At 60.3% G+C, this 23,396-nt stretch carries 17 protein-coding genes; 12 read left to right on the forward strand and 5 right to left on the reverse strand.

The window, feature by feature from the left end:
• Nucleotides 1-39: 39 nt before the first annotated feature.
• Nucleotides 40-669, reverse strand: coding sequence for a DNA-3-methyladenine glycosylase I (locus HX805_RS17835; RefSeq protein WP_177117129.1), 630 nt, complete (start codon nt 667-669; stop codon nt 40-42).
• Nucleotides 670-901: 232 nt separating this feature from the next.
• Between HX805_RS17835 and HX805_RS17840 the strand changes: the two genes are divergently transcribed.
• The 3 genes from HX805_RS17840 (at nt 902) to HX805_RS17850 (ending at nt 3,766) form a co-directional block, all read left to right on the forward strand.
• A complete protein-coding gene (locus HX805_RS17840) occupies nt 902-2,212 on the forward strand; it encodes a C4-dicarboxylate transporter DctA (protein WP_177117130.1) in 1,311 nt (436 codons plus the stop codon).
• Between the two features lie 145 nt (nt 2,213-2,357).
• The gene (locus HX805_RS17845; protein WP_003212959.1) at nt 2,358-3,062 is read left to right on the forward strand and encodes a FadR/GntR family transcriptional regulator; all 705 of its coding nucleotides are present in this window, start codon (nt 2,358-2,360) and stop codon (nt 3,060-3,062) included.
• Between the two features lie 17 nt (nt 3,063-3,079).
• A complete protein-coding gene (locus HX805_RS17850) occupies nt 3,080-3,766 on the forward strand; it encodes a GntR family transcriptional regulator (protein WP_102369279.1) in 687 nt (228 codons plus the stop codon).
• 196 nt (nt 3,767-3,962) lie between these two features.
• Here HX805_RS17850 and HX805_RS17855 read toward each other — a convergent pair whose 3' ends face one another.
• Nucleotides 3,963-8,822: an NAD-glutamate dehydrogenase gene (locus HX805_RS17855; RefSeq protein ID WP_003212956.1), complete on the reverse strand. Its 4,860-nt coding sequence runs from the start codon at nt 8,820-8,822 to the stop codon at nt 3,963-3,965.
• Nucleotides 8,823-9,842: 1,020 nt separating this feature from the next.
• Between HX805_RS17855 and HX805_RS17860 the strand changes: the two genes are divergently transcribed.
• The 9 genes from HX805_RS17860 (at nt 9,843) to HX805_RS17900 (ending at nt 20,384) form a co-directional block, all read left to right on the forward strand.
• Nucleotides 9,843-11,033, forward strand: a complete 1,191-nt coding sequence (locus HX805_RS17860; RefSeq protein WP_256344656.1) for a YcaO-like family protein — start codon at nt 9,843-9,845, stop codon at nt 11,031-11,033.
• 36 nt (nt 11,034-11,069) lie between these two features.
• Nucleotides 11,070-12,788 (forward strand): ATP-binding cassette domain-containing protein, encoded by a 1,719-nt coding sequence (locus HX805_RS17865; RefSeq protein WP_256345119.1) that lies wholly within the window; start codon nt 11,070-11,072, stop codon nt 12,786-12,788.
• An 83-nt stretch (nt 12,789-12,871) separates the two neighbouring features.
• A complete protein-coding gene (locus HX805_RS17870; RefSeq protein ID WP_003212949.1) occupies nt 12,872-13,228 on the forward strand; it encodes a hypothetical protein in 357 nt (118 codons plus the stop codon).
• Nucleotides 13,229-13,538: 310 nt separating this feature from the next.
• Nucleotides 13,539-14,498: a MoxR family ATPase gene (locus tag HX805_RS17875; protein ID WP_003218556.1), complete on the forward strand. Its 960-nt coding sequence runs from the start codon at nt 13,539-13,541 to the stop codon at nt 14,496-14,498.
• Between the two features lie 5 nt (nt 14,499-14,503).
• Nucleotides 14,504-15,436, forward strand: a complete 933-nt coding sequence (locus tag HX805_RS17880) for a DUF58 domain-containing protein (protein WP_003218540.1) — start codon at nt 14,504-14,506, stop codon at nt 15,434-15,436.
• A complete protein-coding gene (locus tag HX805_RS17885) occupies nt 15,433-15,927 on the forward strand; it encodes a DUF4381 domain-containing protein (protein ID WP_003218539.1) in 495 nt (164 codons plus the stop codon). The genes HX805_RS17880 and HX805_RS17885 overlap by 4 nt, the downstream gene beginning before the upstream one ends.
• Complete coding sequence (locus HX805_RS17890) at nt 15,920-17,008, forward strand: VWA domain-containing protein (RefSeq protein ID WP_087694057.1); 1,089 nt, start codon at nt 15,920-15,922, stop codon at nt 17,006-17,008. The genes HX805_RS17885 and HX805_RS17890 overlap by 8 nt, the downstream gene beginning before the upstream one ends.
• Nucleotides 17,005-18,747: a tetratricopeptide repeat protein gene (locus HX805_RS17895; protein ID WP_177008209.1), complete on the forward strand. Its 1,743-nt coding sequence runs from the start codon at nt 17,005-17,007 to the stop codon at nt 18,745-18,747. The genes HX805_RS17890 and HX805_RS17895 overlap by 4 nt, the downstream gene beginning before the upstream one ends.
• On the forward strand, nt 18,744-20,384 hold the full coding sequence (locus HX805_RS17900; protein WP_177117131.1) for a BatD family protein: 1,641 nt from the start codon (nt 18,744-18,746) through the stop codon (nt 20,382-20,384). The genes HX805_RS17895 and HX805_RS17900 overlap by 4 nt, the downstream gene beginning before the upstream one ends.
• Nucleotides 20,385-20,524: 140 nt before the next feature.
• Here the strand turns inward: HX805_RS17900 and HX805_RS17905 are convergent, their stop codons facing one another.
• The 3 genes from HX805_RS17905 to HX805_RS17915 are packed head-to-tail and all read right to left on the reverse strand — an operon-like array spanning nt 20,525 to nt 23,386.
• Complete coding sequence (locus HX805_RS17905; RefSeq protein ID WP_003218534.1) at nt 20,525-22,267, reverse strand: ABC transporter substrate-binding protein; 1,743 nt, start codon at nt 22,265-22,267, stop codon at nt 20,525-20,527.
• A 35-nt stretch (nt 22,268-22,302) separates the two neighbouring features.
• Complete coding sequence (locus HX805_RS17910) at nt 22,303-22,575, reverse strand: DUF2160 domain-containing protein (protein WP_003218532.1); 273 nt, start codon at nt 22,573-22,575, stop codon at nt 22,303-22,305.
• A gap of 10 nt (nt 22,576-22,585) precedes the next feature.
• Complete coding sequence (locus tag HX805_RS17915) at nt 22,586-23,386, reverse strand: carbohydrate ABC transporter permease (protein ID WP_008433050.1); 801 nt, start codon at nt 23,384-23,386, stop codon at nt 22,586-22,588.
• Between the last annotated feature and the right edge of the window lie 10 nt (nt 23,387-23,396).

Consider the following 23,396-nt stretch of genomic DNA (forward strand, 5'->3'; position numbering starts at 1 on the left):
AGCCAGCTCCCACAGTTTTAACCGCGCACAGTCAGTGGCTCAGGGTCGTTTGAAGTGGTGGCGCAGATGTTCGATTCGAGGCCGGCAGATACAGCCTTCAAGGTGGTCGTTGACCATGCCCATCGCCTGCATGAACGCATACATCGTGGTCGGGCCCACATAGCTCCAGCCACGTTTCTTCAGGGCCTTGGACAAACGTGTTGACGCGACTGACGTGGGGTTGGCCGTCCAGTACGCCATGTCCACCACCGCCGGGCGCTCATCGGCGGCCGGTTCAAACGACCACAGCCACGCCGCCAGCGAACCGGTCTCATCCACCAGCTCACAGGCGCGCCGGGCGTTGTTGATGGTGGACACGATCTTGGCGCGATTGCGCACGATACCCGGGTCGGCCATCAGCCGCTCGATATCCTGCTCGGTGTACTGCGCCACCCGGCGAAAATCAAAGCCCTCGAACGCCCGCCGAAACGCCTCGCGCTTACGCAGGATGGTGATCCACGCCATGCCCGCCTGAAAACCCTCCAGGCAAATCTTCTCGTACAGCGCAATGTCATCGGCCACCGGCACGCCCCATTCGTGGTCGTGGTAATCCGGGTACTCCGGCGCCGCCGTGCGCCACGTACAGCTGGTGACGCCCGCCGCGTCCGTGATCAATCCTGGAATATCCATAACTCACCCAGTGAACCAAGCCCGGGATGATAAGCGAAAAAAATTCCGGGCCGCCAACCGCTCAAGTACGAACCTTGCGGACCAACTGGTCAGACCGGGACCTGCCATCCGCGTAATATTTACTTGCGACTTGAAAAAAACCGAGCGTAGACTGGCCCCGCACTGGACATACCGGTCAGACCACAACAATTAAGCCCTGGACCCACCAGGGCACCGAATAGAGATCCTTCCCATGCTCAGATGGTGCTCGCGTTCGATTTTCCTGCAAGTCGTGATTGGCCTGGTGATCGGCATAATCTGCGGCCTCGCCCTCCCTGAATTCTCCTCGCAACTCAAACCCCTGGGTGACGGCTTCATCAAGCTGATCAAAATGCTGATTGGCCTGATCGTATTCTGCGTGGTGGTCAGCGGTATTTCCGGTGCCGGCGACTTGAAGAAAGTCGGGCGCATCGGCCTCAAGTCGGTGATCTACTTCGAAGCACTGACCACCGTGGCCCTGGTGATCGGCCTGATCATGGCCTTCAGCACCGGGATCGGCACCGGCGCCAATATCCACCTCGAGCAACTGTCGTCTGCCGGCCTGAATGAACTGGCAGACCGCGGCCAACACATCAAGGGCACCAGCCAGTTCCTGATGGACCTGATCCCCAACTCGGTGATCGGCGCCTTCGCGGACAACAACGTGCTGCAAGTGCTGTTGTTTTCCGTGTTGTTCGGCAGCGCGCTGAACCTGGTGGGCGAAGCCGCTTCCGGCATCTCGCGGTTGATCAACGAGCTGAGCCACGTGATCTTCCGCATCATGGGCATGATCGTGCGCCTGGCGCCCATCGGCGTGTTCGGCGCCATCGCCTTCACCACCAGCACCTACGGCCTGGATTCCCTGCAACACCTGGGCAGCCTGGTGGGCCTGTTCTACCTTACGTGCTTCCTGTTCGTCGCGGTGATTCTGGGGCTGGTGATGCGCCTGTCGGGCCTGCGGATGATGCCGCTGCTCAAGTACCTGCGGGAAGAACTGTTGATCGTGATGGGCACCGCGTCCTCCGATGCCGTGTTGCCACAGATCATGCGTAAACTGGAACACCTTGGCATTGGCAGCTCCACCGTGGGCCTGGTGATTCCGACCGGGTACTCGTTCAACCTCGAGGGTTTCTCGATCTACCTGACCCTGGCCATCGTGTTTATCGCCAATGCCACCGGCACACCGCTGTCGATGACCGACCTGCTGACCATCCTGCTGGTGTCGCTGATCACCTCCAAGGGCGCCCACGGGATTCCGGGTTCGGCACTGGTGATTCTGGCGGCGACACTCACCGCAATCCCGGCGATTCCGGTGGTGGGCCTGGTGCTGGTGCTGGCGGTGGACTGGTTCATGGGCATTGGCCGGGCGCTGACCAACCTGATCGGCAACTGCGTCGCCACCGTGGCCATCGCCCGCTGGGAAAAAGACATCGATATCCAGCGCGCCAACAAGGTGCTGGACGGTCAACAAGGGTATGCCTTCCAGGCCAAGAAACCGGTGCTGCCCGCCCACCAAGAGTTCTGATGAGACAGACTCACCCCCTGTGGCGAGGGAGCTTGCTCCCGCTGGGGCGCGAAGCGGCCCCAAAAAATGGGCCTGCTGCGCAGTCCAGCGGGAGCAAGCTCCCTCGCCACACCAAGCAGACAGTTCAATTTAAAGGGAGCCACACGTGATCACCTCGTCAACCGTCGTCAATTCAGTGGTAGAAAAACTGCGCGCCGCCCTGGCGAGGGGTCAGTGGCGGCGCGGCGAGATGCTGCCCGGCCAGCGTGAACTGGCCGAGCAAATGGGCATCAGCCGCCCAAGCCTGCGCGAAGCGGTGATCGTGCTCGAAACCCTCGGCCTGGTACGTTCCATGCCCGGCAAGGGCGTGGTGGTGCTGGAAACCACCCTCAGCGAATCCCAGGCCCAGGACAGCGGCGTGGCGGACGCCAGCCTCGAAGACATCCTACAACTGCGCTACACCCTCGAGCCCTTTATCGTAGGTTTAGTGGCGCAATCCATCAGCAGCAAGGAAGTCGGGCAACTGCGCCTGACCCTGATGGACATGCGCGAAGCCCTCGACGCCGGCGACAGCGAAGCCGGGATGAACGCCTACATCGCGTTCCACGAAGAACTGTTCGCCCTGACCTCCAACCCGATCTTCCAGAACGTGGTGCAACAAACCAGCAACGCCCTCAAGCAAAGCGCCCAGGTGCTGCGCAACTCCCCCGAACACCTGGCGGAACGCTTGCAGGAAAACGACGCCGTGGTGCGCGCGATCCGCAACAAGAACAGCGCCCTGGCCAGCGCCGAAATGCGCCGGCATATCCTGCAGGAAGGCTTGCGCATGGGCATTCGCTTGAACATCCCGGATGACCATCTGGGTAGCTGACTTCCAGGAGACCGCGCATGACCGCTCACGCCCTGCACACCCCTTTCCCCTTTACGCCGTTGCGCCTGGTGGGCAAGCCGAAACTCTCGGTGGACGACATCTACCCGGCACTGTTCGACGCCATTCTCGAGCAACGCATCGCCCCCGCCAGCCGTTTTACCGAGGAGAGCCTCGGGCAAAGTTTTGGCGTCAGCCGCAGCGTGATTCGCCGGGTGCTGGCGCGGCTGTCGCACCAGCAAGTGATCATCCTTCGGCCCAACCATCGGGCCCAGGTGGCGGCACCGGATGCACAACAGACCCAGCAGATTCTCGAGGCGCGGCGCCTGACGGAAATCACCGTGGTGCAGTTGGCGTGTGCCCAGGCGAAACCGGCGCAGATCCGCCAACTGCGGGAGTTGATCGCACGGGAGCGCGACTGCATCGAGCGTGACGAACGTGGCCCGGCGATTCGGCTCTCCGGGGAGTTTCACCTGCAACTGGCAGCCATCGCCGGGAATGCACCGTTGGCACAGTTTCTCAACAGCCTGGTGCCGCTGACCTCATTGGCGATTGCGCAGTTTGAGGCCAAGGCTTGCACGTATTGCGCATGGCAGGAACATAGGGCAATTGTGGATGCGGTGGAGCATGGCGATGCCGGCAAAGCCGTCAACTTGATGACCCGGCATCTGGATCATCTGGAAGCCAAGCTACTACGCAGCAATTGATCACACTGTTTTAACCTGTGGCGAGGGAGCTTGCTCCCGCTGGGACGCGCAGCGGCCCCAAAAACGGGACTGCTGCGCAGCCCAACGGGAGCAAGCTCCCTCGCCACAAGTTGAGATAACACGCCGATAATCAAATGCAAAAAAGCCCGATATCTTTCGATACCGGGCTTTTGGTTTTACCGCTCAATCAAGCCAGTTACAGCACCGATTGACCGCTCATCGCCAGGTCCAGCAACTCACGGTTGGCCACCGCGTACATGGCGTAGTCCGTGCCGACTGCAGCACGAATCTCCACCATCATGGTGCGCCAGCGATCAGCCATGTCCTGGTGCTGCTCAAGCCACAGGGCCACGCGGGCTTCCATGTCTTCTGGCGCATCGGCCATTTGCAGTACGGAAATGGTGATCGCCCGTTGCTGCCAATCCACGTCATCGCGGAAGGCCTCGCGGGCCTGGGCCTGCCAGTTGTTGCCCACGGGCAGGCTGCTGATCTGCTGCAGGTACCACGGCAAGTCCAGGGCGCTGCCGACGGCGAAGTAAGCCTTCGCGACGTCTGCCGCACTTTGGCCTGTCACGTCGGCGGCTTCGATGATTGGCAGCAGGGTGTACAGGTGGGTAGTGCCTGCAACCATGCGCGCCAACAACTCCGGCACACCGGCTTCGACGTAAGCCTGGTAACGGTTCTGCCAACCTTCGCGGGTCGGGCCTTCCAGCAGTTCGTCGAGCTTGAGGCCCAGCGCGGCAAGGTGCGGACCGAAGTGCGCAACATCACGCCCCGCATCCTGTTCGTTGCGACGGCTGCGCAGGAACCAGCGCGTGGCACGGCGGCCCAGGCGCATCAGCTCGTCCATCAGCTCCAGTTGCACGTCGGCCGAGACCTGGTGGTCCAGGGCTTCGATCTGACGGAACCAGTGCGGGAGGTGGAAGATGTCACGCACGATCACGTAGGCGCCCGCCACGTTCGCCGGGCTCATGCCGGTGGACTCTTTGAGGCGCTGAACGAAGGTGATGCCCATGTGGTTGACCAGGTCGTTGGCGATCTGGGTGCTGACGATCTCGCGCTTCAGACGGTGGCGACGCATGGCTTCGGAGAACTTCGCCACCAGGCTCGGCGGGAAAGCGGTCTCCATGTCACGGGTCAGGTAGTCGTCATCCGGCACCAGGGATTTGAGCAACGCTTCCTTGAGGTCGATCTTGCTGTAGGAGATCAGTACCGACAGCTCCGGACGGGTCAGGCCCTTGCCCGCAGCGGCGCGCTCGTTGAGCTGCTCCTCGGTCGGCAGGTACTCGATGGCGCGGTCCAGCTTGCCACGGCCTTCCAGGTCGCTCATCAGGCGCTTGTACTCGGCCACGCGCTCGAAGGCTTTGCGGGCAGCCAGGGACAGGGCCTGGGTTTGCTTGTAGTTGTTGCCCAACACCAGGCTGCCGACTTCGTCGGTCATGCTCGCCAGCAACTGGTTGCGCTGCTTGTCGGTCATGTCACCGGCCTGCACCACTTCGTTGAGCAGGATCTTGATGTTCACTTCGTGGTCGGAGCAGTCCACACCACCGGCGTTGTCGATGAAGTCAGTGTTGGAACCGCCGCCATTGAGGCCGAATTCCACACGACCCAGCTGGGTCATGCCGAGGTTACCGCCCTCGCCCACTACCTTGCAGCGCAACTCGTTGCCGTTGACGCGCAGGGCGTCGTTGGCCTTGTCGCCCACATCGGCGTGGCTTTCGGTGCTGGCCTTGACGTAGGTGCCGATACCGCCGTTCCACAACAGGTCCACCGGCGCCTTGAGCAAGGCATTCAGCAGTTCGGTCGGGGTCAGCTTGTCGGCCTGGATGTCGAAGCGTTCTTTCATCTGTGGCGAGATGGCAATGCTCTTCGCGCTGCGCGAGAAGATACCGCCGCCTTCGGACATGATGCTGGTGTCGTAGTCGGTCCAGGCCGAGCGCGGCAGGTCGAACAGGCGCTGACGTTCAGCGAAGCTGTTGGCCGGGTTCGGGTTTGGATCGATGAAGATGTGCAGGTGGTTGAAGGCGGCGACCAGTTGCAGCTTGTCGGACATCAACAGGCCGTTGCCGAACACGTCGCCGGCCATGTCGCCCACGCCCACTACGGTGATGCTGTCTTGCTGGACGTTGATGCCGCGCTCACGGAAGTGACGCTGCACCCCCACCCACGCGCCCTTGGCGGTGATGCCCATTTTCTTGTGATCGTAACCGGCAGAACCGCCGGAAGCGAACGCATCACCCAGCCAGAAGCCGTAGTCGATGGCGATGCCGTTGGCGATGTCGGAGAAGGTCGCAGTGCCCTTGTCCGCTGCTACTACCAGGTACGGGTCATCGTTGTCGTGGCGCACCACGTTCAACGGTGGCACCAGGGCGCCGTCTTTCAGGTTGTCGGTAATGTCCAACAGGCCGGAAATGAAGATGCGGTAGCAGGCGATGCCCTCGGCCGCGATCTCGTCCCGGCTGCCGCCCAACGGCAGGCGACGCGGCAGGAAACCGCCCTTGGCGCCCACCGGCACGATCACCGAGTTCTTCACTTGCTGGGCTTTTACCAGGCCCAATACTTCAGTGCGGAAGTCTTCTTCACGGTCAGACCAGCGCAGGCCGCCGCGAGCGACGTTACCAAAGCGCAGGTGCACGCCTTCAACCCGTGGCGAGTAGACGAAGATTTCAAACTTCGGCACCGGCTTGGGCAGCTCAGGAATCGCGTGCGGGTTGAACTTGAAGCTGAAGTACGACTTGTTCTGGCCGTTGGCGTCAGCCTGGTAGAAGTTGGTCCGCAAGGTGGCCTTGATCAGGTCCAGGTAGCGACGCAGGATGCGGTCTTCGTTGAGCACCTGAACGTCGTCCAGGGCCGTGAGGATCGCTTGTTCCAGGCGTTGCTGCTTGTCTTCGAGGTCTTCGGCGGTGAGCTTGCGCGCCAGGTAGAAACGGGTCTTGAACAACCGGGTCAACTCGCGGGCGATGTCGGTGTGGTTGTTCAGGGTGCTGGCGATGTAACCCAGGTCGAAGCCCAGGCGAATCTGCTTCAGGTAACGGGCGTAGGCACGCAGCAGCGCCACGTCGCGCCATGGCAGGCCGGCAGTCAGCACCAGGCGGTTGAACGCATCGTTTTCGGCATCGCCGTGCACGATATGCACGAACGCGTCCTGCAGGGTGTCGTTCAATTGCTGGATATCGAGGTTCACGCCTTCGGCGGCGATGAACGCGAAATCGTGAATCCAGAACTCGCGGCCATTGGCATGACGCAGGCGGTACGGGAATTCACCCAGGACACGCAGGCCAAGGTTTTCCAGGATCGGCAGCACATCGGACAGCGCCAGCGGCGTATCGGCGTGATACAGCTTGCAATGCAGCTCGCGCTGGCCGGAAACCTGGCCCAGCGGCTGGTAGAAGCTCATCACCAGCGGGTTGGCTTCGGTCAGGCTGAGCAAGTGCTGCATGTCGACCACGGCCGAATGCGCGGCGAAACGCTCACGGTAGCCGGCCGGGAAACCTTTCGGGAAATCAGCCAGCACGTTGGTGCCGTGGGCTTCGCCGAAGCTTTCCACCACCAGGCTGGAGTAGTCGTCCTGCCAGCTGCGGCAGGCCTGCACCACTTCTTTTTCCAGTTGCAGCGGGTCGATGTCCAGGCGGTTCTTCGGGTCTACCCGCAGGATCAACTGCACGCGAGCCAGTACGGACTCGGAGAAGAACGTCCAGAACTCGCAGTCCGAGGCTTTCAGGCGATCCATCAGCACTTGCTGGATCTTCTGGCGCACCTCGGTGGAATAGATGTCGCGCGGCACGTAGGCCAGGCAGTAGCAGAAACGGCCGTACGGGTCCTTGCGCAGAAACACGCGGATCTTGTTGCGTTCCTGGATCTGCACGATCGACATCACGGTGCTGAACAGCTCGTCCACCGGGGTCTGGAACAGGTCATCACGGGGCAGCACCTCGACCACCTGGGCCAGTTCCTTGCCCAAGTGCGCCTTGGCCTGGAAGCCCGAGCGACGCTCGATTTCCGTCACCTTGCGACGGATGTAAGGAATCACCCGCACGCTTTCGCCGTACACCGAGGAGGTGTAGAGGCCCATGAAGCGGCATTCCTTGATGACCTTGCCGTCGGCGTCGATCTGGCGGATCGACACGTAGTCCGGGTAGGCCGGGCGGTGCACGCGGCTTGGGTGTGCAGCCTTGGCGAACGACAGCACGGCCGGCTCACGCAGATAGTTCACCGCGTAGTCTTCGATGCGCAGCTCGTCGGCCGTCAGGCCCGGGCGCAGCAGTTTGGTCAGACCGAGGAACGAGTTGGCGTCATATTCGATATGACCGCCGTCCGCCTCGTCACGTACCACAAACTCTTCATAGCCGAGGAAGGTGAAGTGGTTGCCCACCAGCCATTCCAGGAAGCTCTTGATCTCGGCTTTTTCTTCGCCGTCGATCACGTACGGGCTGGCGTCGATACCGGCCAGCAGTTCCTGGACCTTGGCTTTCATCGGTTCGAAATCGGCGACGGCAACGCGCACTTCGCCCAGTACCTGCTCAAGTTCCTTGCTCAGGACACTCAGCTCGGCGGCGTTGGCGCAACGGTCGATTTCCAGGTACATCAGCGATTCTTGCTGAACGTCTTCGCCCTGGGTGCCTTTGGGCAGGATTTCCAGCAGTTCGCCCTTCTTGCCACGACGCACGCTGAGTACGGTGGTTTGCAGGGTGTGGATGCTGTAGCCACGGCGGTTCAGCTCGGTACGCACCGAGTCCACCAGGAATGGCAGGTCGTGGTGCAGCACTTCGACCGCAGTGTGGGTCGATTGCCAGCCATGACGTTCGTAATCGGGGTTGTAGACCCGCACTTGCGGTTGGTTGTGATCAAAGCGCTCAAGCAGGCGCCAGGCAGACAGGGTGCAACCGGCCAGGTCGGACAAGCGACGCTGGGTCAGTTCATCCAGGGAAATGATGCCGAAGAATTGTTCAGCGAACAGCGCCACTTGTGGCAGTGCCTGTTCACTGATGTGCTGCGCCAGTGCCGCTTGCAGTTGGTGCTGGAAGTCGGCTTTGCTGGCTGCGGTGAAGAACGCCATCTGTGGTACTCCGCTTGGGCTTGTTATTGATGGAAGCGTCGCGTGTTATCCCCTTGCGGGGAGAACGTCAGCTCTGTTCGCGGTCTACAGTAACGAATTCAGAGTGACAGGTGGGTGAAGCTGGACAAGACAATGAGGTCACATTCAACTTCCATAAGATGCGCACCTTGCCAGGTGACGGTACGACGGGCAGGTCAGACTCCTGGCGAGGCACATCCGTTGCGCAGCTTAACGAGTGTAGGAAGCAAGCTGCTTGCGACGCTGCGACATATTCGGTCATCGGCACGCTGCCGGCGGGTTGCGACTTGGGCAACCGGGTGTTTTCGGAGAAATCCCGGGGCGCCGAGTACCGGAAATGACTGATATTGCCCGCCAGGTCATGCCTCAAGGTCTGACACACGATGCAGCACAAAATTCGCCGCATTTTCGCCAGCATGCCGCACGCCTCCTGAGAAAGTGAATCATCAGGGTAAATTCTCGGTGGTCGCCCCCTTCCCAATAGAGAGGCTGAACTCCCAATCACATCAAAAGCTAAATGAGTGATTTGTCGAACCGCTCTTAGTTTGCCTACCTCTCACAAAACCATAAACATCACAAACCATTGAAACAGCTGCGTACAACCGCAGCTAAGCCAAAAAATCAAACATAGACAACTATCATCCCACGCCCCGACGAGATAATTCCTACACAAACACAGGACGCTCGCGCCTTCACACCAATTGAATCGAGGTAGGGCCACTGCTATTAATTGATCACTTGCGAAATTACGCGCAAGTGGGGAACTCACTATCGAGTGCCTCTCATTCAAAATAGAAACGAGGTGATTGAAATGGGTAATAAACGCTCCGAAATAACCATCCCGACTGGCTTTCCGCAAAACGCAGGCGCATCCGAAAGCTTACTAGCGACCGAGGTCCACTTCTTCGCCACACTCACAAACTGACATTCCATACAAATGAAGCACCCGCTAAAAAATGCCGAAAGGAAATCCTTTCGGCATTCAAAAATAACGAGGCAAGCATGTCAGAGCGAGAACTAAGCCCAACCAATGCTCTATCAAAAATAAAAGAGACCATTCATAGCCTTGGCCTAACTGCGATTACGCAGTATGCAAACAAAGAAAACCTAGTAGCGACAACGGAACTGTACGACGCAAATAGCCAACTAGTCGCATCGGGCGCAGGCAAAGGGCCCGAATCACTTATTGGAGCACTCGCTGAAAGCTTAGAACACCTTATCGCGGGCCAACCAATCGCCCTTGGTATTACGACGTGTCACTGCAAGGCAGTTGCTGCACAAGCGCCAGCAAAAATCGATGGCTTACTCTTCAACTGCTCTCAAATCAAGGAGCCTCTTGAATGCTTAACGCTCACAACCCTTGATAAAAAGGAAAAATTATTAGTCCCACACGCGCTCCTCTGCCCAGCCATCGCCAAAAACAAACATCCCAAAGGAAACTCTCACTTAAATTTTCTAGCCCGCTACTCATCCAATTCAGGTATGGCATTCGGATGTACGGAAGACGAGGCCCTCTTGCACGGCATTCTCGAAGTCATTGAGCGACACATTCTATCGCTTTTTTATATGGCAATTTGCAAAATCGGCCCACCCATAAATTTATACTCCCCGTCCACATCCCTCCTTGCGATGGCACTACATAACAATCCGTATGCAATAAAATCTGCCCAACGTCTCCAGATCGTGGTCATTAAAGATTTTTTAGGCGTTTATTTTGCAGCAGCTTTCCCCAGAGCGGGCGCAGGCGATCTACATATTGCATCTGTTGGCTCAGGTTGCTCGCTGGACGTTAACGTAGCTTTGCAGCGAGCGGTGACGGAGCAATTCCAAGCAAACGAACTGTATGACTCTGCAGGAGAGGAGCTGGACAAGAAAACCCTGGAGCTGCTGTCTAGCTCAGAAAAGCTCAAACCTCTCATTGAGTTCTCCTCAATAAAGAACTTGAGACTGCCCCTCATTAAACATCAACACAAACAATTCTCAGCAAGCGTTCCGCATCAGCTGCAAATATTACAAAACAGCCTTTCCAATGACGGAAAGAAAATATTCTTCAGAACACTCACCAAGTTTGCCAACGGCTGTAGCGTTATACAAATCTACATCCCCAGCCTTGAGCGCTTCAACATTATTAGAAGTGGAAACTTGGTAGCGCCCCAGCACACTCTACTCAGCTGCCCCACCCCTACACTATAAGTATGAATGCAGCGAAGAATGCCTATAGGCGACCAAATGCAAACACTTGTTAAAATAGCATGCAAACAGCATACAGCTCTGCTTACGTCTACCGTCCTTACCACAATAGGGCTTAAACTTATAGCGCTCGCGCCACCTTTACTGCTAGGAGAAGTCGTAGACGCACTTAGCAACAACCAGCCAACAATGAACACCTTATTCATACTGATTGCAGGCTTCATTCTGGCCGGATGCATTCAGGCCTTAGTAAACCCTGCGCAAATATTCCTATTATCCAAGCTAATCCAACAAATCGTAAGAGATGCTTCGATCAATTGGATTGGGCAATTACTGCACAAAGACTTTCATCACTTTAGCTCATGGCGCATTGGCCACTTCATAAAGTCTGTGGAACGCGGAATCACGGCTCACGAAAAATTGCTTACGTTTTTCGTCACTGTCGCATTTCCTATGTGCCTGGAGTTGCTAATTGTTGGGGGAGCCTTTTTGTATATGGGTGGTAGCGGAGTGTTCCTCGCTGTGATCGGCCTGAGTGCTATCTATCTTTTTACAGCCCACAAAATCATAAGATGGCGGAGAAAGCACATTGACAGGATCAACGAACAAGAAGATGAGCTGGGTGCCATTCTGTTCAACACTTTAAAATCGGGGAAGTCTATAAAACTGGAAGGAGCAGAACATACTGCCACACACCCTTTGAATGAAGCTTTCACCCAATACGCCAATGCCGCGGTAACAGTTACAAGCTCCGGCGGTTTTTTAAACGGTATAAAGATCCTATTCATCAGCCTTGCCACCGGAGGGCTACTTGGCTGGGGGGTATTGGATCAGCTTTCAGGACAACCCGTTATTAGTCTTGGGCAATTAGTTGCGACATTCTCAATCGCTGGCAGCTTCTTAATCAACATTACTGCGCTTACAGAAGGCTACCGGGTACTGGATCAATTTCTCGCAGACCAGCGCCGACTCCTGCACCTACTGTCGTTACCAAATTTTGGCGACGACAACGGCCAACTCGAAATACCGCTAAAGCCCAAATCAACGTTAATACTTAATCCCTGCATCGTGACTGACACCAGCTCCATCCGCTTGACCATCAAGACAGCCATCGAATTTACCCAAAGTCAGTCAGTTGCCATCACTGGGCCAAGTGGAGCGGGGAAATCTACCTTGCTGGAAGTGCTGGCAGGCTTGAACCCCTCACTGACAAGCAGGTTGCTTATCGACGACAAGCCCATTTGCGAACTGAGTGCCCAAGCGCATTTGAGGTACCTGAGGTATTGCCCCCAGTCGCCCCAGTTCCTGGAAGGCTACTTTGATCACTCCGTACTGTTTGGAATCCCCCCCTCCCCACACTTGAACCACGCAATTGAGCAACTGAACCTGGAAGAAATCGTTTTAAACCGCAGCCTCAGCGAAAACGCGTCCAATATTTCAGGAGGCGAAGCAAAGCGTCTGTCCCTGCTGCGCCTCGTCAACAGGCCCGGGGAATTCAATTTATTCGATGAACCCAGCGCGTCCATTGAACAAAAACTGGCCACGCCTGTGTGGGATCTGCTGTTCGATATCTTCGGCAAACGCGGATTGATATGCGTCACACATGATGTCCGCCACCTGCACCGTTTTGATCAGGTTATTGTCATGTCAAACGGAGCAATCATTGATCAAGGCCCTTGGAGCGAGTTGGCTAACAAAACGTCGATCTTGACGCTGTTAAGTGACTTTGATCTGGAAAACCAAACCGGCAACAGCTAGGAGCCCCTCATACACGATGCAGCACAAAATTCGCCGCAATGGCACAATTGCCCTGCTTCGCCCTCCCCCAGACAGGATTAACCATGCCATTGCAACTCACCACCGCCCACCTGATCGTCAACCCGTGCGATGACGAAGAAGACAACATGGCCATGCTCTGCTGCCACGGCGACAAGGGCGAGATGTTCATGGTGACCCGTTATCCGGACGAGGACGAGGTGGAAGTCACCTGGGATTACGAGCCGTCGACCCTGGACGGGCTGAAGATCACCCTGAGTGCCACGACACTGTTGGTGGAGATTGGCGCGGCGGATGCCGATGCATTGGGCGGCCACGATCAATTGGCAATCACCCACGGCACCGCCGAGTCGGATCTGGCCGAAGTGGAAGAAACCCTGCAGAACATTCTCAAGGGCACCGGGACCTATATCCGGGCCTAGCTGCCAAACCCGCACAATGTGGCGAGGGAGCTTGCTCCCGCTGGGCTGCGAAGCGGCCCCAATCCAGCCAAATGCGTTCTGCCTGGAAAAACTCGGCAGCCTTGTTGGGGCTGCTGCGCAACCCAGCGGGAGCAAGCTCCCTCGCCACAAAGGCAGGCGCCTATCGGAAAAAACCTCAGACATTTCCCACATTTCCCGAAAAATACCCCCCGCGCCGTTAGTCTCCACCCCCTCCGATGCATTAAAGTAACGCCCCCAGGCCTGGCATTTTTCGCAATGCCGAGTCTCACCTCTCCAGGAACCGTCATCGATGGAACATCGTGAAGCGCTGCTTGCGCTGCGAACCTTTCTTTCAACGCAGATTCTCGGCCAGGAAAAGCTCATCGAGCGCTTGCTCATTGCCCTGCTCGCCGATGGCCATATGCTGGTTGAAGGCGCTCCCGGGCTGGCCAAGACCAAGGCCATCAAGGAGCTTGCCGAAGGGATCGAGGCACAGTTCCATCGCATCCAGTTCACCCCCGACCTGCTGCCCGCCGACATCACCGGCACCGAGATCTATCGCCCGGAAACCGGCAGTTTCGTGTTCCAGCAAGGCCCGATCTTCCACAACCTGGTGCTGGCGGACGAAATCAACCGTGCCCCGGCCAAGGTGCAGTCGGCATTGCTCGAAGCCATGGCCGAGCGCCAGGTCAGCGTGGGGCGCAGCACTTACGAGCTGTCGCCATTGTTCCTGGTGATGGCCACGCAAAACCCGATCGAGCAGGAAGGCACCTACCCGCTGCCCGAAGCCCAGCTCGACCGTTTCCTGATGCACGTGAAAATCGGCTTCCCCGATGCCGCCGTCGAGCGCCGCATCCTGCAGCAGGCCCGTGGCGAAGCCCTCAACGGTGAAACCAAGCCCGAGCGGCGCGTCAGCCAGCAGGCGATCTTCGCCGCGCGCAAGGAAATCCTCGGCCTGTACATGGCCGATGCGGTGGAGGAATACCTGGTGCAACTGGTCATGGCCACTCGCACCCCGGCCAAGTTCGATCCGGAAATGGCCGAATGGATTGCCTATGGCGCCAGCCCTCGTGGCTCGATTGCCCTGGACCGCTGCGCCCGGGCCCACGCCTGGCTGGCCGGCCGCGATTTCGTCAGCCCGGAAGACATCCAGGCGGTGCTGTTCGACGTGCTGCGCCACCGCATCATTCTGTCGTTCGAGGCCGAAGCGGCCGGCATCGACCAGGACCGCGTGGTGCAACGCATTCTCGACGTCGTTGCCGTCGCTTGACGCCTATGAACGCTGGCGATGGAACCCGTGTCACCCTGAGCGAATTGATCGAGATGCGTCATCGCGTGCGGGAAGTGCAGTTGTTTTCCACGCCGAGCCAGCGCAGCCCGCTGATCGGCCTGCACCACTCGAAACTGCGCGGGCGCGGGGTCGACTTCGACCAGGTGCGGGTGTATCAGGCCGGCGACGATGTGCGCACCATCGACTGGCGCGTCACCGCACGCACCCAGGAGCCACACACCAAGCTGTTTCATGAAGAGCGCGAACGGCCGATCTTCATCATGGTGGAGCAAAGCTGCCGGCTGTTTTTCGGCTCGGGGCAGATGTTCAAGTCGGTGCTGGCGGCTCAGGCGGCGAGCCTGATCGGCTGGGCGGCGCTGGGCCATAACGACCGGGTCGGCGGGCTGGTGTTCGGTGACAGCGAGCACTATGAAATCAAACCCCGGCGCAGCAAGCAAAGCCTGCTGCAATTGCTCAACCGGTTGGTACGGGTCAACCAGAGCCTCAACACCGAACGCCGCCCCGAAGCCGACGCCCTCGGCATGGCCTTGCGCCGAGCCCGGGAAGTATTGCGCCCGGGCAGCCTGGTGATTGTGATCTGTGACGAGCGCGCCCTGACCGAAGGCGCCGAGCAACAGCTGAGCCTGTTGTCGCGGCATTGCGACCTGCTGCTGTTGCCGGTTTCCGACCCGCTGGACCACGCCCTGCCCGCCGCCGGCCTGCTGCGCTTCGCCGAGCGCGGCGCACAGCTGGAGCTGGACACCCTGAATTTTGATCTGCGCCAGGCCTACAAGGCCCAGGCCGAAGCCCGCAGCGCACGCTGGGAACTGCTCGCGCAAAAGCTGCGGGTGCTGTTGATGCCCTTGAGTACCCAGGGTGAAATGGTCGAGCAACTGCGCGAATACCTGAACCCGCAACGCCCGGTTAAAAAGCAATGAGCAGCCTCGACCAACTGCAACCCCTGATTGCCCCGCCAGTGATCGGCTTCTGGCCGCCGGCGCCGGGTTGGTGGCTGTTGCTGCTGATCATCCCGTTGGCGGGCTGGGGCCTGTGGTGGCTGCGCCGTTTCCTGCCAGCCAAGCGCCCATTGGCCCGTGCCGAACAACCCCTGGACCCGCTGCGCATCGCCGCCCTCGCCGAACTGGCGCTGATGCCCAAACCCTACGACGGCGCACCGGCCGGTGCCTGGCTGCAACAACTCAACGGCCTGCTCAAGCGCCTGTGCCGCAACGACTACCCCTACAGCCAGAGCCACACCCTCAACGGCCGCAAGTGGCTGGCGTTCCTCGACAACCGTTGCCCCGCTGCCGGCCTGACCCGCTGGATGGTGCTGGTGGAAGGCGCCTACAAGCCCGAATGCAAACTCGACGACAAGGCCATCGCCGGTCTGACCCAGGCCGTCGATACCTGGATTCGCAAACATGTTTGAGTTCGCCTGGCCGTGGATCTTTGCCCTGTTGCCATTGCCCTGGTTGCTGCGGATTATCCTGCCGGTGGCCGACAGCGGCGAACCGGCGCTGAAAGTCAGCTTCCTCAGCGACCTCGAAGGCCTGGCCCGCCGCCGCGCGCGGGTCAACCTGCCGGGATGGCGCCAGCAAGCACCGTTTGTGTTCCTGTGGCTGCTGCTGTTGACCGCCGCCGCCCGCCCGGAATGGTTGGGCGAACCCTTGCCGATTGCAGCCAGCGGCCGCGACTTGCTGGTGGCGGTGGACGTTTCCGGCTCGATGGACTTCCCCGACATGCAATGGCAAGACGAAGACGTCAGCCGCCTGAGCCTGGTCAAGCACCTGCTGGGAGATTTCCTGGAGGGCCGCGAAGGTGATCGCGTGGGATTAATCCTGTTCGGCAGCCAGGCCTATCTGCAAGCGCCGCTGACCTTTGACCGGCGCACCGTGCGCACCTGGCTGGATGAGGCACGGATTGGCATCGCCGGTAAAAACACCGCGATTGGCGACGCCATCGGCCTGGCCCTCAAGCGCCTGCGCCAGCGTCCGGCGCAAAGCCGGGTGCTGATCCTGGTCACCGACGGCGCCAACAATGCCGGCGAAATCGACCCGCTGACCGCCGCCCGCCTGGCCGCCGAAGAAGGGGTGAAAATCTACCCGATCGGCATCGGCGCAGACCCCGAGCAAACCGGCTCCCTGGGCATCCTCGGCGTCAACCCGAGCCTCGACCTCGACGAACCGGCCCTCAAGGCCATCGCCGAGGCCACCGGCGGCCGCTACTTCCGCGCCCGCGACGGCAATGAACTGCTGAAGATCAAGGAAACCCTCGACCAGCTCGAACCCGTGGCCCAGCAACCCACCCAGGCCCGCCCCGCCCAGGCGCTGTACAGCGCGCCGCTGGCGTTGGCGCTGATCCTCAGCATGCTGCTGGTGATCCAGGAACGCTGGCCGGATAACGCCCTGCAACGCCTGTTCAACAAACTCTCAAGCAAGGGCCGTTTCCTGCAACCCAATCCTGAATGGCGTGAACGCCTCAAACGCCTGCGTTTGCGGAGGCGTCGATGATCGCCCTGTGGCCGCACTGGTTCCGCCCCTGGTGGCTGTTGCTGCTGCCGCTGCTCGGCTGGTTGCTGTGGCAGTTGTGGCACCGCCAGAAACGCGCCGGGCGCTGGCAGATGATTCTGCCGCCAGCGTTCCATGCCGCGTTGCTCAGCGGCGGCAGTGGCCGCGAAAGCAAGTCGCCATGGGTGGTGCTCGGCATCGCCTGGCTGCTGGCCGTGCTGGCGTTGCTGGGGCCGAGCTGGGAACGCGTCGAACAGTCCAGCCAGAAGCCCGCCGACCCGCTGGTGGTGCTGCTGGAACTGACCCCGGAAATGCTCGCCACCGACAGCCCGCCCAGCCGCCTCGAACAGGCACGGCGCAAGCTGTTCGACCTGCTTCAGGCCCGCAGCGATGCGCAGACCGCCATCGTGGTCTACGCCGGCAGCGCCCATACGCTGGTGCCACTCTCGGACGACCTGGCCACCAGCCATAACCTGCTGGAAGCCCTGCGCCCCTCGATCATGCCCGAGCCCGGCCACCGTGCCGATCTGGCCGTGGAGAAGGCCCTGAGCCTGCTCAAGCATGGCGGCCTCGGCCAGGGTCGGCTGCTGCTGATCGGCTCGTCGCTGTCCAAGCAGGAACGCCAGGGGATCCGCCTGCAGCTGCAAGGCAACCAGGCGCCGAGCTTGTCGATCCTCGGCATTGGCAGCCGCGAAGGCACGCCGGTGACCCAGGAAAGCGGCGAGTTCCTCAAGGACGCCCAGGGCGCGATCCTCGTGCCGCGCCTGGACAGCCCGACCCTCAAGGCCTTCGCCAGCGAAATGGGCGGCCTCTACCGCCAGGCACGCCTGGACGACAAGGACCTGCGCCACCTCGGGATGCTGGACGGCCCGCAAAGCCTGCGCAATGACGGCCAACTGCTGCACCTCGATACCTGGGCCGACCAGGGTTATTGGTTGCTCTTGCCACTGCTGCTGCTCGCTGCCTGCGCCGGGCGCCGGGGCTGGCTGTTCTTCCTGCCGTTGCTGCTGTTGGGCGCGCCGCAGCCCAGCTATGCCTTCGACTTCCAGGACCTGTGGCTGCGCCCCGACCAACAGGGCCAACTGCTGCTGAAGAAAAAACGCCCGGCCGAAGCAGCCGAACATTTCGAAGACCCGCAATGGCAAGGCGTCGCACTGTATGAAGCGGGCAACTATGCCGAAGCCGCCAAGCGGTTTGCCGAAGGCAGCGACGCCTACTCCCACTACAATCGGGGCAATGCCCTGGCCAAAAGCGGCGAGCTGGAAGCGGCGATCGATGCCTACGAACAAGCCCTCGAAGCCCAGCCAGACTTGCAGCCGGCGCTGAAGAACAAGGCGCTGGTGGAAAGCCTGATGCAACAGGAACCGGAAAAAACCGAGCCGGCCAAGCCTGCAAAAAACGAGGATGACGAAACCACCCAACCCGGCCAGACTGCGCAACCGGGCGCCAGCAGCCAGACCGCCACCGGTGGCGAGCAGACGTCCCAAGGCCAGGGCCAGCCCGGCGCGACCGACACGCAAACCGGGGCCACGCCCCACGCCGGCAGCAACGAGGTACCCGGCAGCGAGTTGGGTGATGAACAAACCACCACCCCGCCCCTGCGCCCGGTCGACGGCACGCTTGAAGGCGAGCAGCGCCAGGCCCTGGAACAATGGCTGCGGCAGATCCCGGACAACCCCGGCGAGCTGCTGCGACGCAAATTCTGGTACGAACAGCAACAACATCAGGACAAGACTCGATGAACCGCTGCACCGCCCTTCTTCTCACCCTCGCGTTGTGGGCCAGCCAGGCCCAGGCCGCCGGCCTGGTGGCCAGTGTCGACCGCAGCCGCATCAATTCCGGGGAGACGGTGGAACTGACGGTGGAATCCAACGACGTCACGCTGTTCGGCAAACCGGACCTGGCGCCGCTGGACCCTCTGTTTGAAGTGAGCGGCACACGCCAGATCAACCAGCTCACCACCCTGGGCGGCGACAACCACGCCACCACCCGCTGGATCATCACCCTGCTGCCCAAGGAGAACGGCACCGTGGTGATTCCACCGTTGCAGATCGGCGAACTCAAGACCCAGCCGATTACCCTGCAAGTGGTGGAAACCGTCAGCCAGAACACCGAGGCCCAACTGGCTCCCGTGTTCATCGAAACCAACCTCGACCAGGACAGCGTCTACGTCCAGGCCCAGGCGTTGCTGACCGTGCGCGTCTACCACTCGGTGTCGCTGTATGACGACAGCAGCCTCACGCCGTTGCAGATCGCCGATACGCGCATCGAGCAGTTGGGCGAGTCGCGCACCTACGAGAAAGTCATCAACGGCATCCGCCACGGTGTGATCGAAACCCGCTATGCCATCTACCCGCAGCACAGCGGCACGCTGACCATTCCGACGCAGACGTTCAGCGCCACCCTGGTAGAGCCACGGCCCGCCCAGGACAACAACCCCCAGGGTTCCAAGCCCGGCAAGCTGATTCACGTCAGTTCGCCGGAGCTGTCGTTGACGGTCAAGGCCAAGCCTGCGCTGTACCCGGCGGATGCTCCCTGGCTGCCGGCCCGCAGCCTGACCCTCACGGAAAGCTGGAACCCCGAGCCCGATCACGTACAGGTGGGCGACTCCCTGACCCGCAGCCTGACCTTGAAAGCCGAAGGCCTGGCCGGCGCGCAACTGCCACCGCTGGCACTGAGCGACATCCCCGGCCTGCGCCGCTACCCGGACCAGCCGGTGCTGAGCAACCAGAACAACGACCGTGGCCTGATCGGCAGCCGTGAAGACCGCGAAGCGCTGGTGCCCAACCGCGTTGGCGCGCTTGAACTGCCGGCGGTGGAAGTGGTGTGGTGGAACACCCACGAAGACCATCTGGAACGCACCAGCCTGCCGGCGCGCACCCTGCAAGTGGCGACCAACCCGAGCCTGATCGTGGACACGCCGGCCAGCCCGACCGTGATCACCGCGCCGGACAACGACAGCCTGTGGATCTGGCAACTGACCAGCCTGATCCTGGCCTGCACCACCCTGCTGGGCTTCGGTTTGTGGTGGCGTGCACGCTGGCAGCCGGCGATTTTGCGTGCCGCGCAAACCGGCCCGAGCCCGCGTACCTTGCTGGACGACCTCAAGCGGGCGAGCCAGGCGAATGACCCGCAGGCTACGCGTCAGGCGCTGGATGCCTGGGCGCGACAGCAGCCGGAGACCCTGGCGGATATGGCGGCGCGGTTTGTGCCGTTGTCGGATGCGCTGGATGGGTTGAACGGCGCGCTGTACAGCGAGAGTGGGCAGTATTGGCAGGGAGAGGAATTGTGGCGGGCGGTGAAGGCGATTCCGATGGCGGAGCGCGAGCAGGACCCTGCGGGGGACAGCACCAGCTTGCCGCCGCTGTATCCCAAATAGCCCCCCTTGCAGAAACACCGCAAACCCAATGTGGGAGCGGGCTTGCTCGCGAAAGCGGTCTGTCAGTCACATATCTGCTGACTGATCTACCGCCTTCGCGAGCAAGCCCGCTCCCACATTTTTGATCTGCGGCGTTTGGGTTACTTGCGCGCCGCCTCCCACGACTTCAGCAACTCGTTATAACTGACCGTCTCACCCTGTGGCTTCTCATTTGCCAACTTAGGCTTCGGCGCGCCCGGCTGGTCGAACCAGTACTGCGCATCCCGTTCTTCGTTCATTTTCGGCCCGCAAATCGGCTGCACCTTGGAGCGTTCCAGGCGCGTCATGATCGCGTCCTGATCCTTGGCCAACCCGTCCAGCGCCTGCTGCGGCGTCTTCTCTCCGCTGGCCGCCTCCGAAATATGGCTCCACCACAATTGCGCCAACCGTGGATAGTCCGGCACGTTGGTGCCGGTCGGGGTCCACTCCACCCGGGCCGGGCTGCGGTAGAACTCCACCAACCCACCGAGTTTCGGCGCCAGGTCGGTCATGGCCTGGGAGTTGATGTCAGACTCACGAATCGGCGTCAGGCCAACGATGGTTTTCTTCAGCGACACGGTTTTCGAGGTCACGAACTGCGCGTACAGCCAGGCCGCCAGTTTCTGCTTCTCGGGCGTCGACTTGAGGAAGGTCCAGGAACCTACGTCCTGATAGCCCTTCTTCATGCCCTTTTCCCAGTAAGGCCCGACGGGTGATGGCGCCATGCGCCATTTCGGCGTGCCGTCGGCGTTGACCACCGGCAGGCCCGGCTTGGTCATGTCGGCGGTAAACGCGGTGTACCAGAAGATCTGCTGGGCGATGTTGCCCTGGGACGGCACCGGACCGGATTCGGAGAAGGTCATGCCCGCCGCTTCCGGTGGTGCATAGGCTTTCATCCAGTCCACGTATTTCTGCGTGGCATACACCGCCGCCGGGCCGTTGGTGTCGCCACCACGGGTGACGCTGGAGCCCACCGGGTGGCAGTCCTCCACGCGAATGCCCCATTCGTCCACCGGCAAACCGTTGGGCAGGCCCTTGTCGCCGCCACCGGCCATGGAGAACCAGGCATCGGTGAAGCGCCAGCCCAGGGACGGGTCTTTCTTGCCGTAATCCATGTGCCCGTAGACGCGCTTGCCGTCGATTTCCTTGACGTCTTCGCTGAAGAATTTGGCGATGTCTTCGTAGGCCGACCAGTTCACCGGCACGCCGAGTTCATAGCCGTACTTCTCCTTGAACTTGGCTTTCAGGTCTGCCCGTTCGAACCAGTCGGCGCGGAACCAGTACAGGTTGGCGAACTGTTGGTCGGGCAATTGGTAGATCTTGCCGTCGGGCGCAGTGGTGAACGAAATACCGATGAAGTCCTTGATGTCCAGGGTGGGTGAAGTGAAGTTCTTGCCTTCGTTGGCCATCAGGTCGGTGATGGATTCTGTCTTGCCATAGCGAAAGTGCGTACCGATCAAGTCGGAATCGTTGACCCAGCCGTCATAGATATTCTTGTCGGACTGCATCTGGGTTTGCAGCTTTTCCACCACGTCGCCTTCCTGCAGCAAGTCGTGAGTCAGCTTGATCCCGGTGATTTCGCTGAAGGCCTTGGCCAGCACCTTGGATTCATACTCGTGGGTGGTGAGGGTTTCCGACACCACGTTGATCTTCATCCCGCGAAACGGCTCCGCGGCCTTGATAAACCACTTCAGCTCTTCAAGCTGCTGGGCTTCGGTGAGGGTCGACGGTTTGAACTCACTGCCGATCCATTTTTTCGCAGCGTCTTCATAAGCATCCGCCCAGGCCGCAGCACTGAGCCCGCTGAGCGCCAGCACGGCCGCCAATGAAATGCTATGTCGCAGCTTATTGTTTTTATCGAACATAGAGACCTCCTGGTTTTGGGGTTCAAAAGGGGCAGCTAGCCCCAACGCATCACAGACAACAGCCACACCAGAGACAGCGCGGACGCCACCCAGATGCTCCAGCCGGTTACGCCGATCACCAACAAATGCAGGTAGGCGCTGCCGAGAAGACCGATAAACAAACGATCACCACGGGTGGTGCTGATCGGTAAAAAGCCGCGCCGGGGGATACTCGGCGAGCGCAATTCCCAGGTCGTCATGCCCACCAGCAGCAGGCCGATCGCGGCAAAGAACAGTGCAGTCGGGGTGGTCCAGGCCATCCATTCCATCATCGACTCCTCAGACCCGGCCCAGGGCAAAGCCCTTGGCCACATGGTTGCGAACGAACCAGATCACCAGCATGCCCGGCAAAATGGTCAACACCCCCGCCGCCGCCAGCACGCCCCAGTCGATGCCGGAGGCCGAAACCGTACGGGTCATCACTGCGGCGATGGGTTTGGCGTTCACCGACGTCAGCGTGCGTGCCAGCAGGAGCTCGACCCAGGAAAACATGAAACAGAAAAACGCCGTGACGCCGATCCCCGAGCCAATCAGCGGGATGAAGATCTTCACGAAAAACTTGGGGAAGCTGTACCCGTCGATGTAGGCCGTTTCGTCGATTTCCTTGGGCACGCCCGACATGAAACCTTCGAGAATCCACACCGCCAGCGGCACGTTGAACAGGCAATGGGCCAAGGCCACCGCGATATGCGTATCGAACAAGCCAATGGACGAATACAGCTGGAAGAACGGCAGCAAAAACACCGCCGGCGGCGCCATGCGGTTGGTCAGCAACCAGAAGAACAAGTGCTTGTCGCCGAGGAAGCGGTAGCGCGAGAACGCGTAGGCCGCCGGCAGCGCCACGCTCAGGGAAATCACGGTGTTGAGGCTGACGTAGTACAGCGAGTTGAGGTAGCCGGTGTACCAGCTCGGGTCGGTGAAGATCACCTTGTAGTTGGCGAAGGTGAAGTCCTGCGGAAACAGGGTCAGGCCGCCGAGGATTTCGGTGTTGCTCTTGAAGGACATGTTCAGCAGCCAGTAGATCGGCACCAGCAGGAACAGGATGTAGACCAGCAGCGGGATTACCTTGCGCTTGCTCATGTTGGCGGCC

Source organism: Pseudomonas sp. G5001, from assembly GCF_013385475.1.
Taxonomy (GTDB): Bacteria; Pseudomonadota; Gammaproteobacteria; order Pseudomonadales; family Pseudomonadaceae; genus Aquipseudomonas.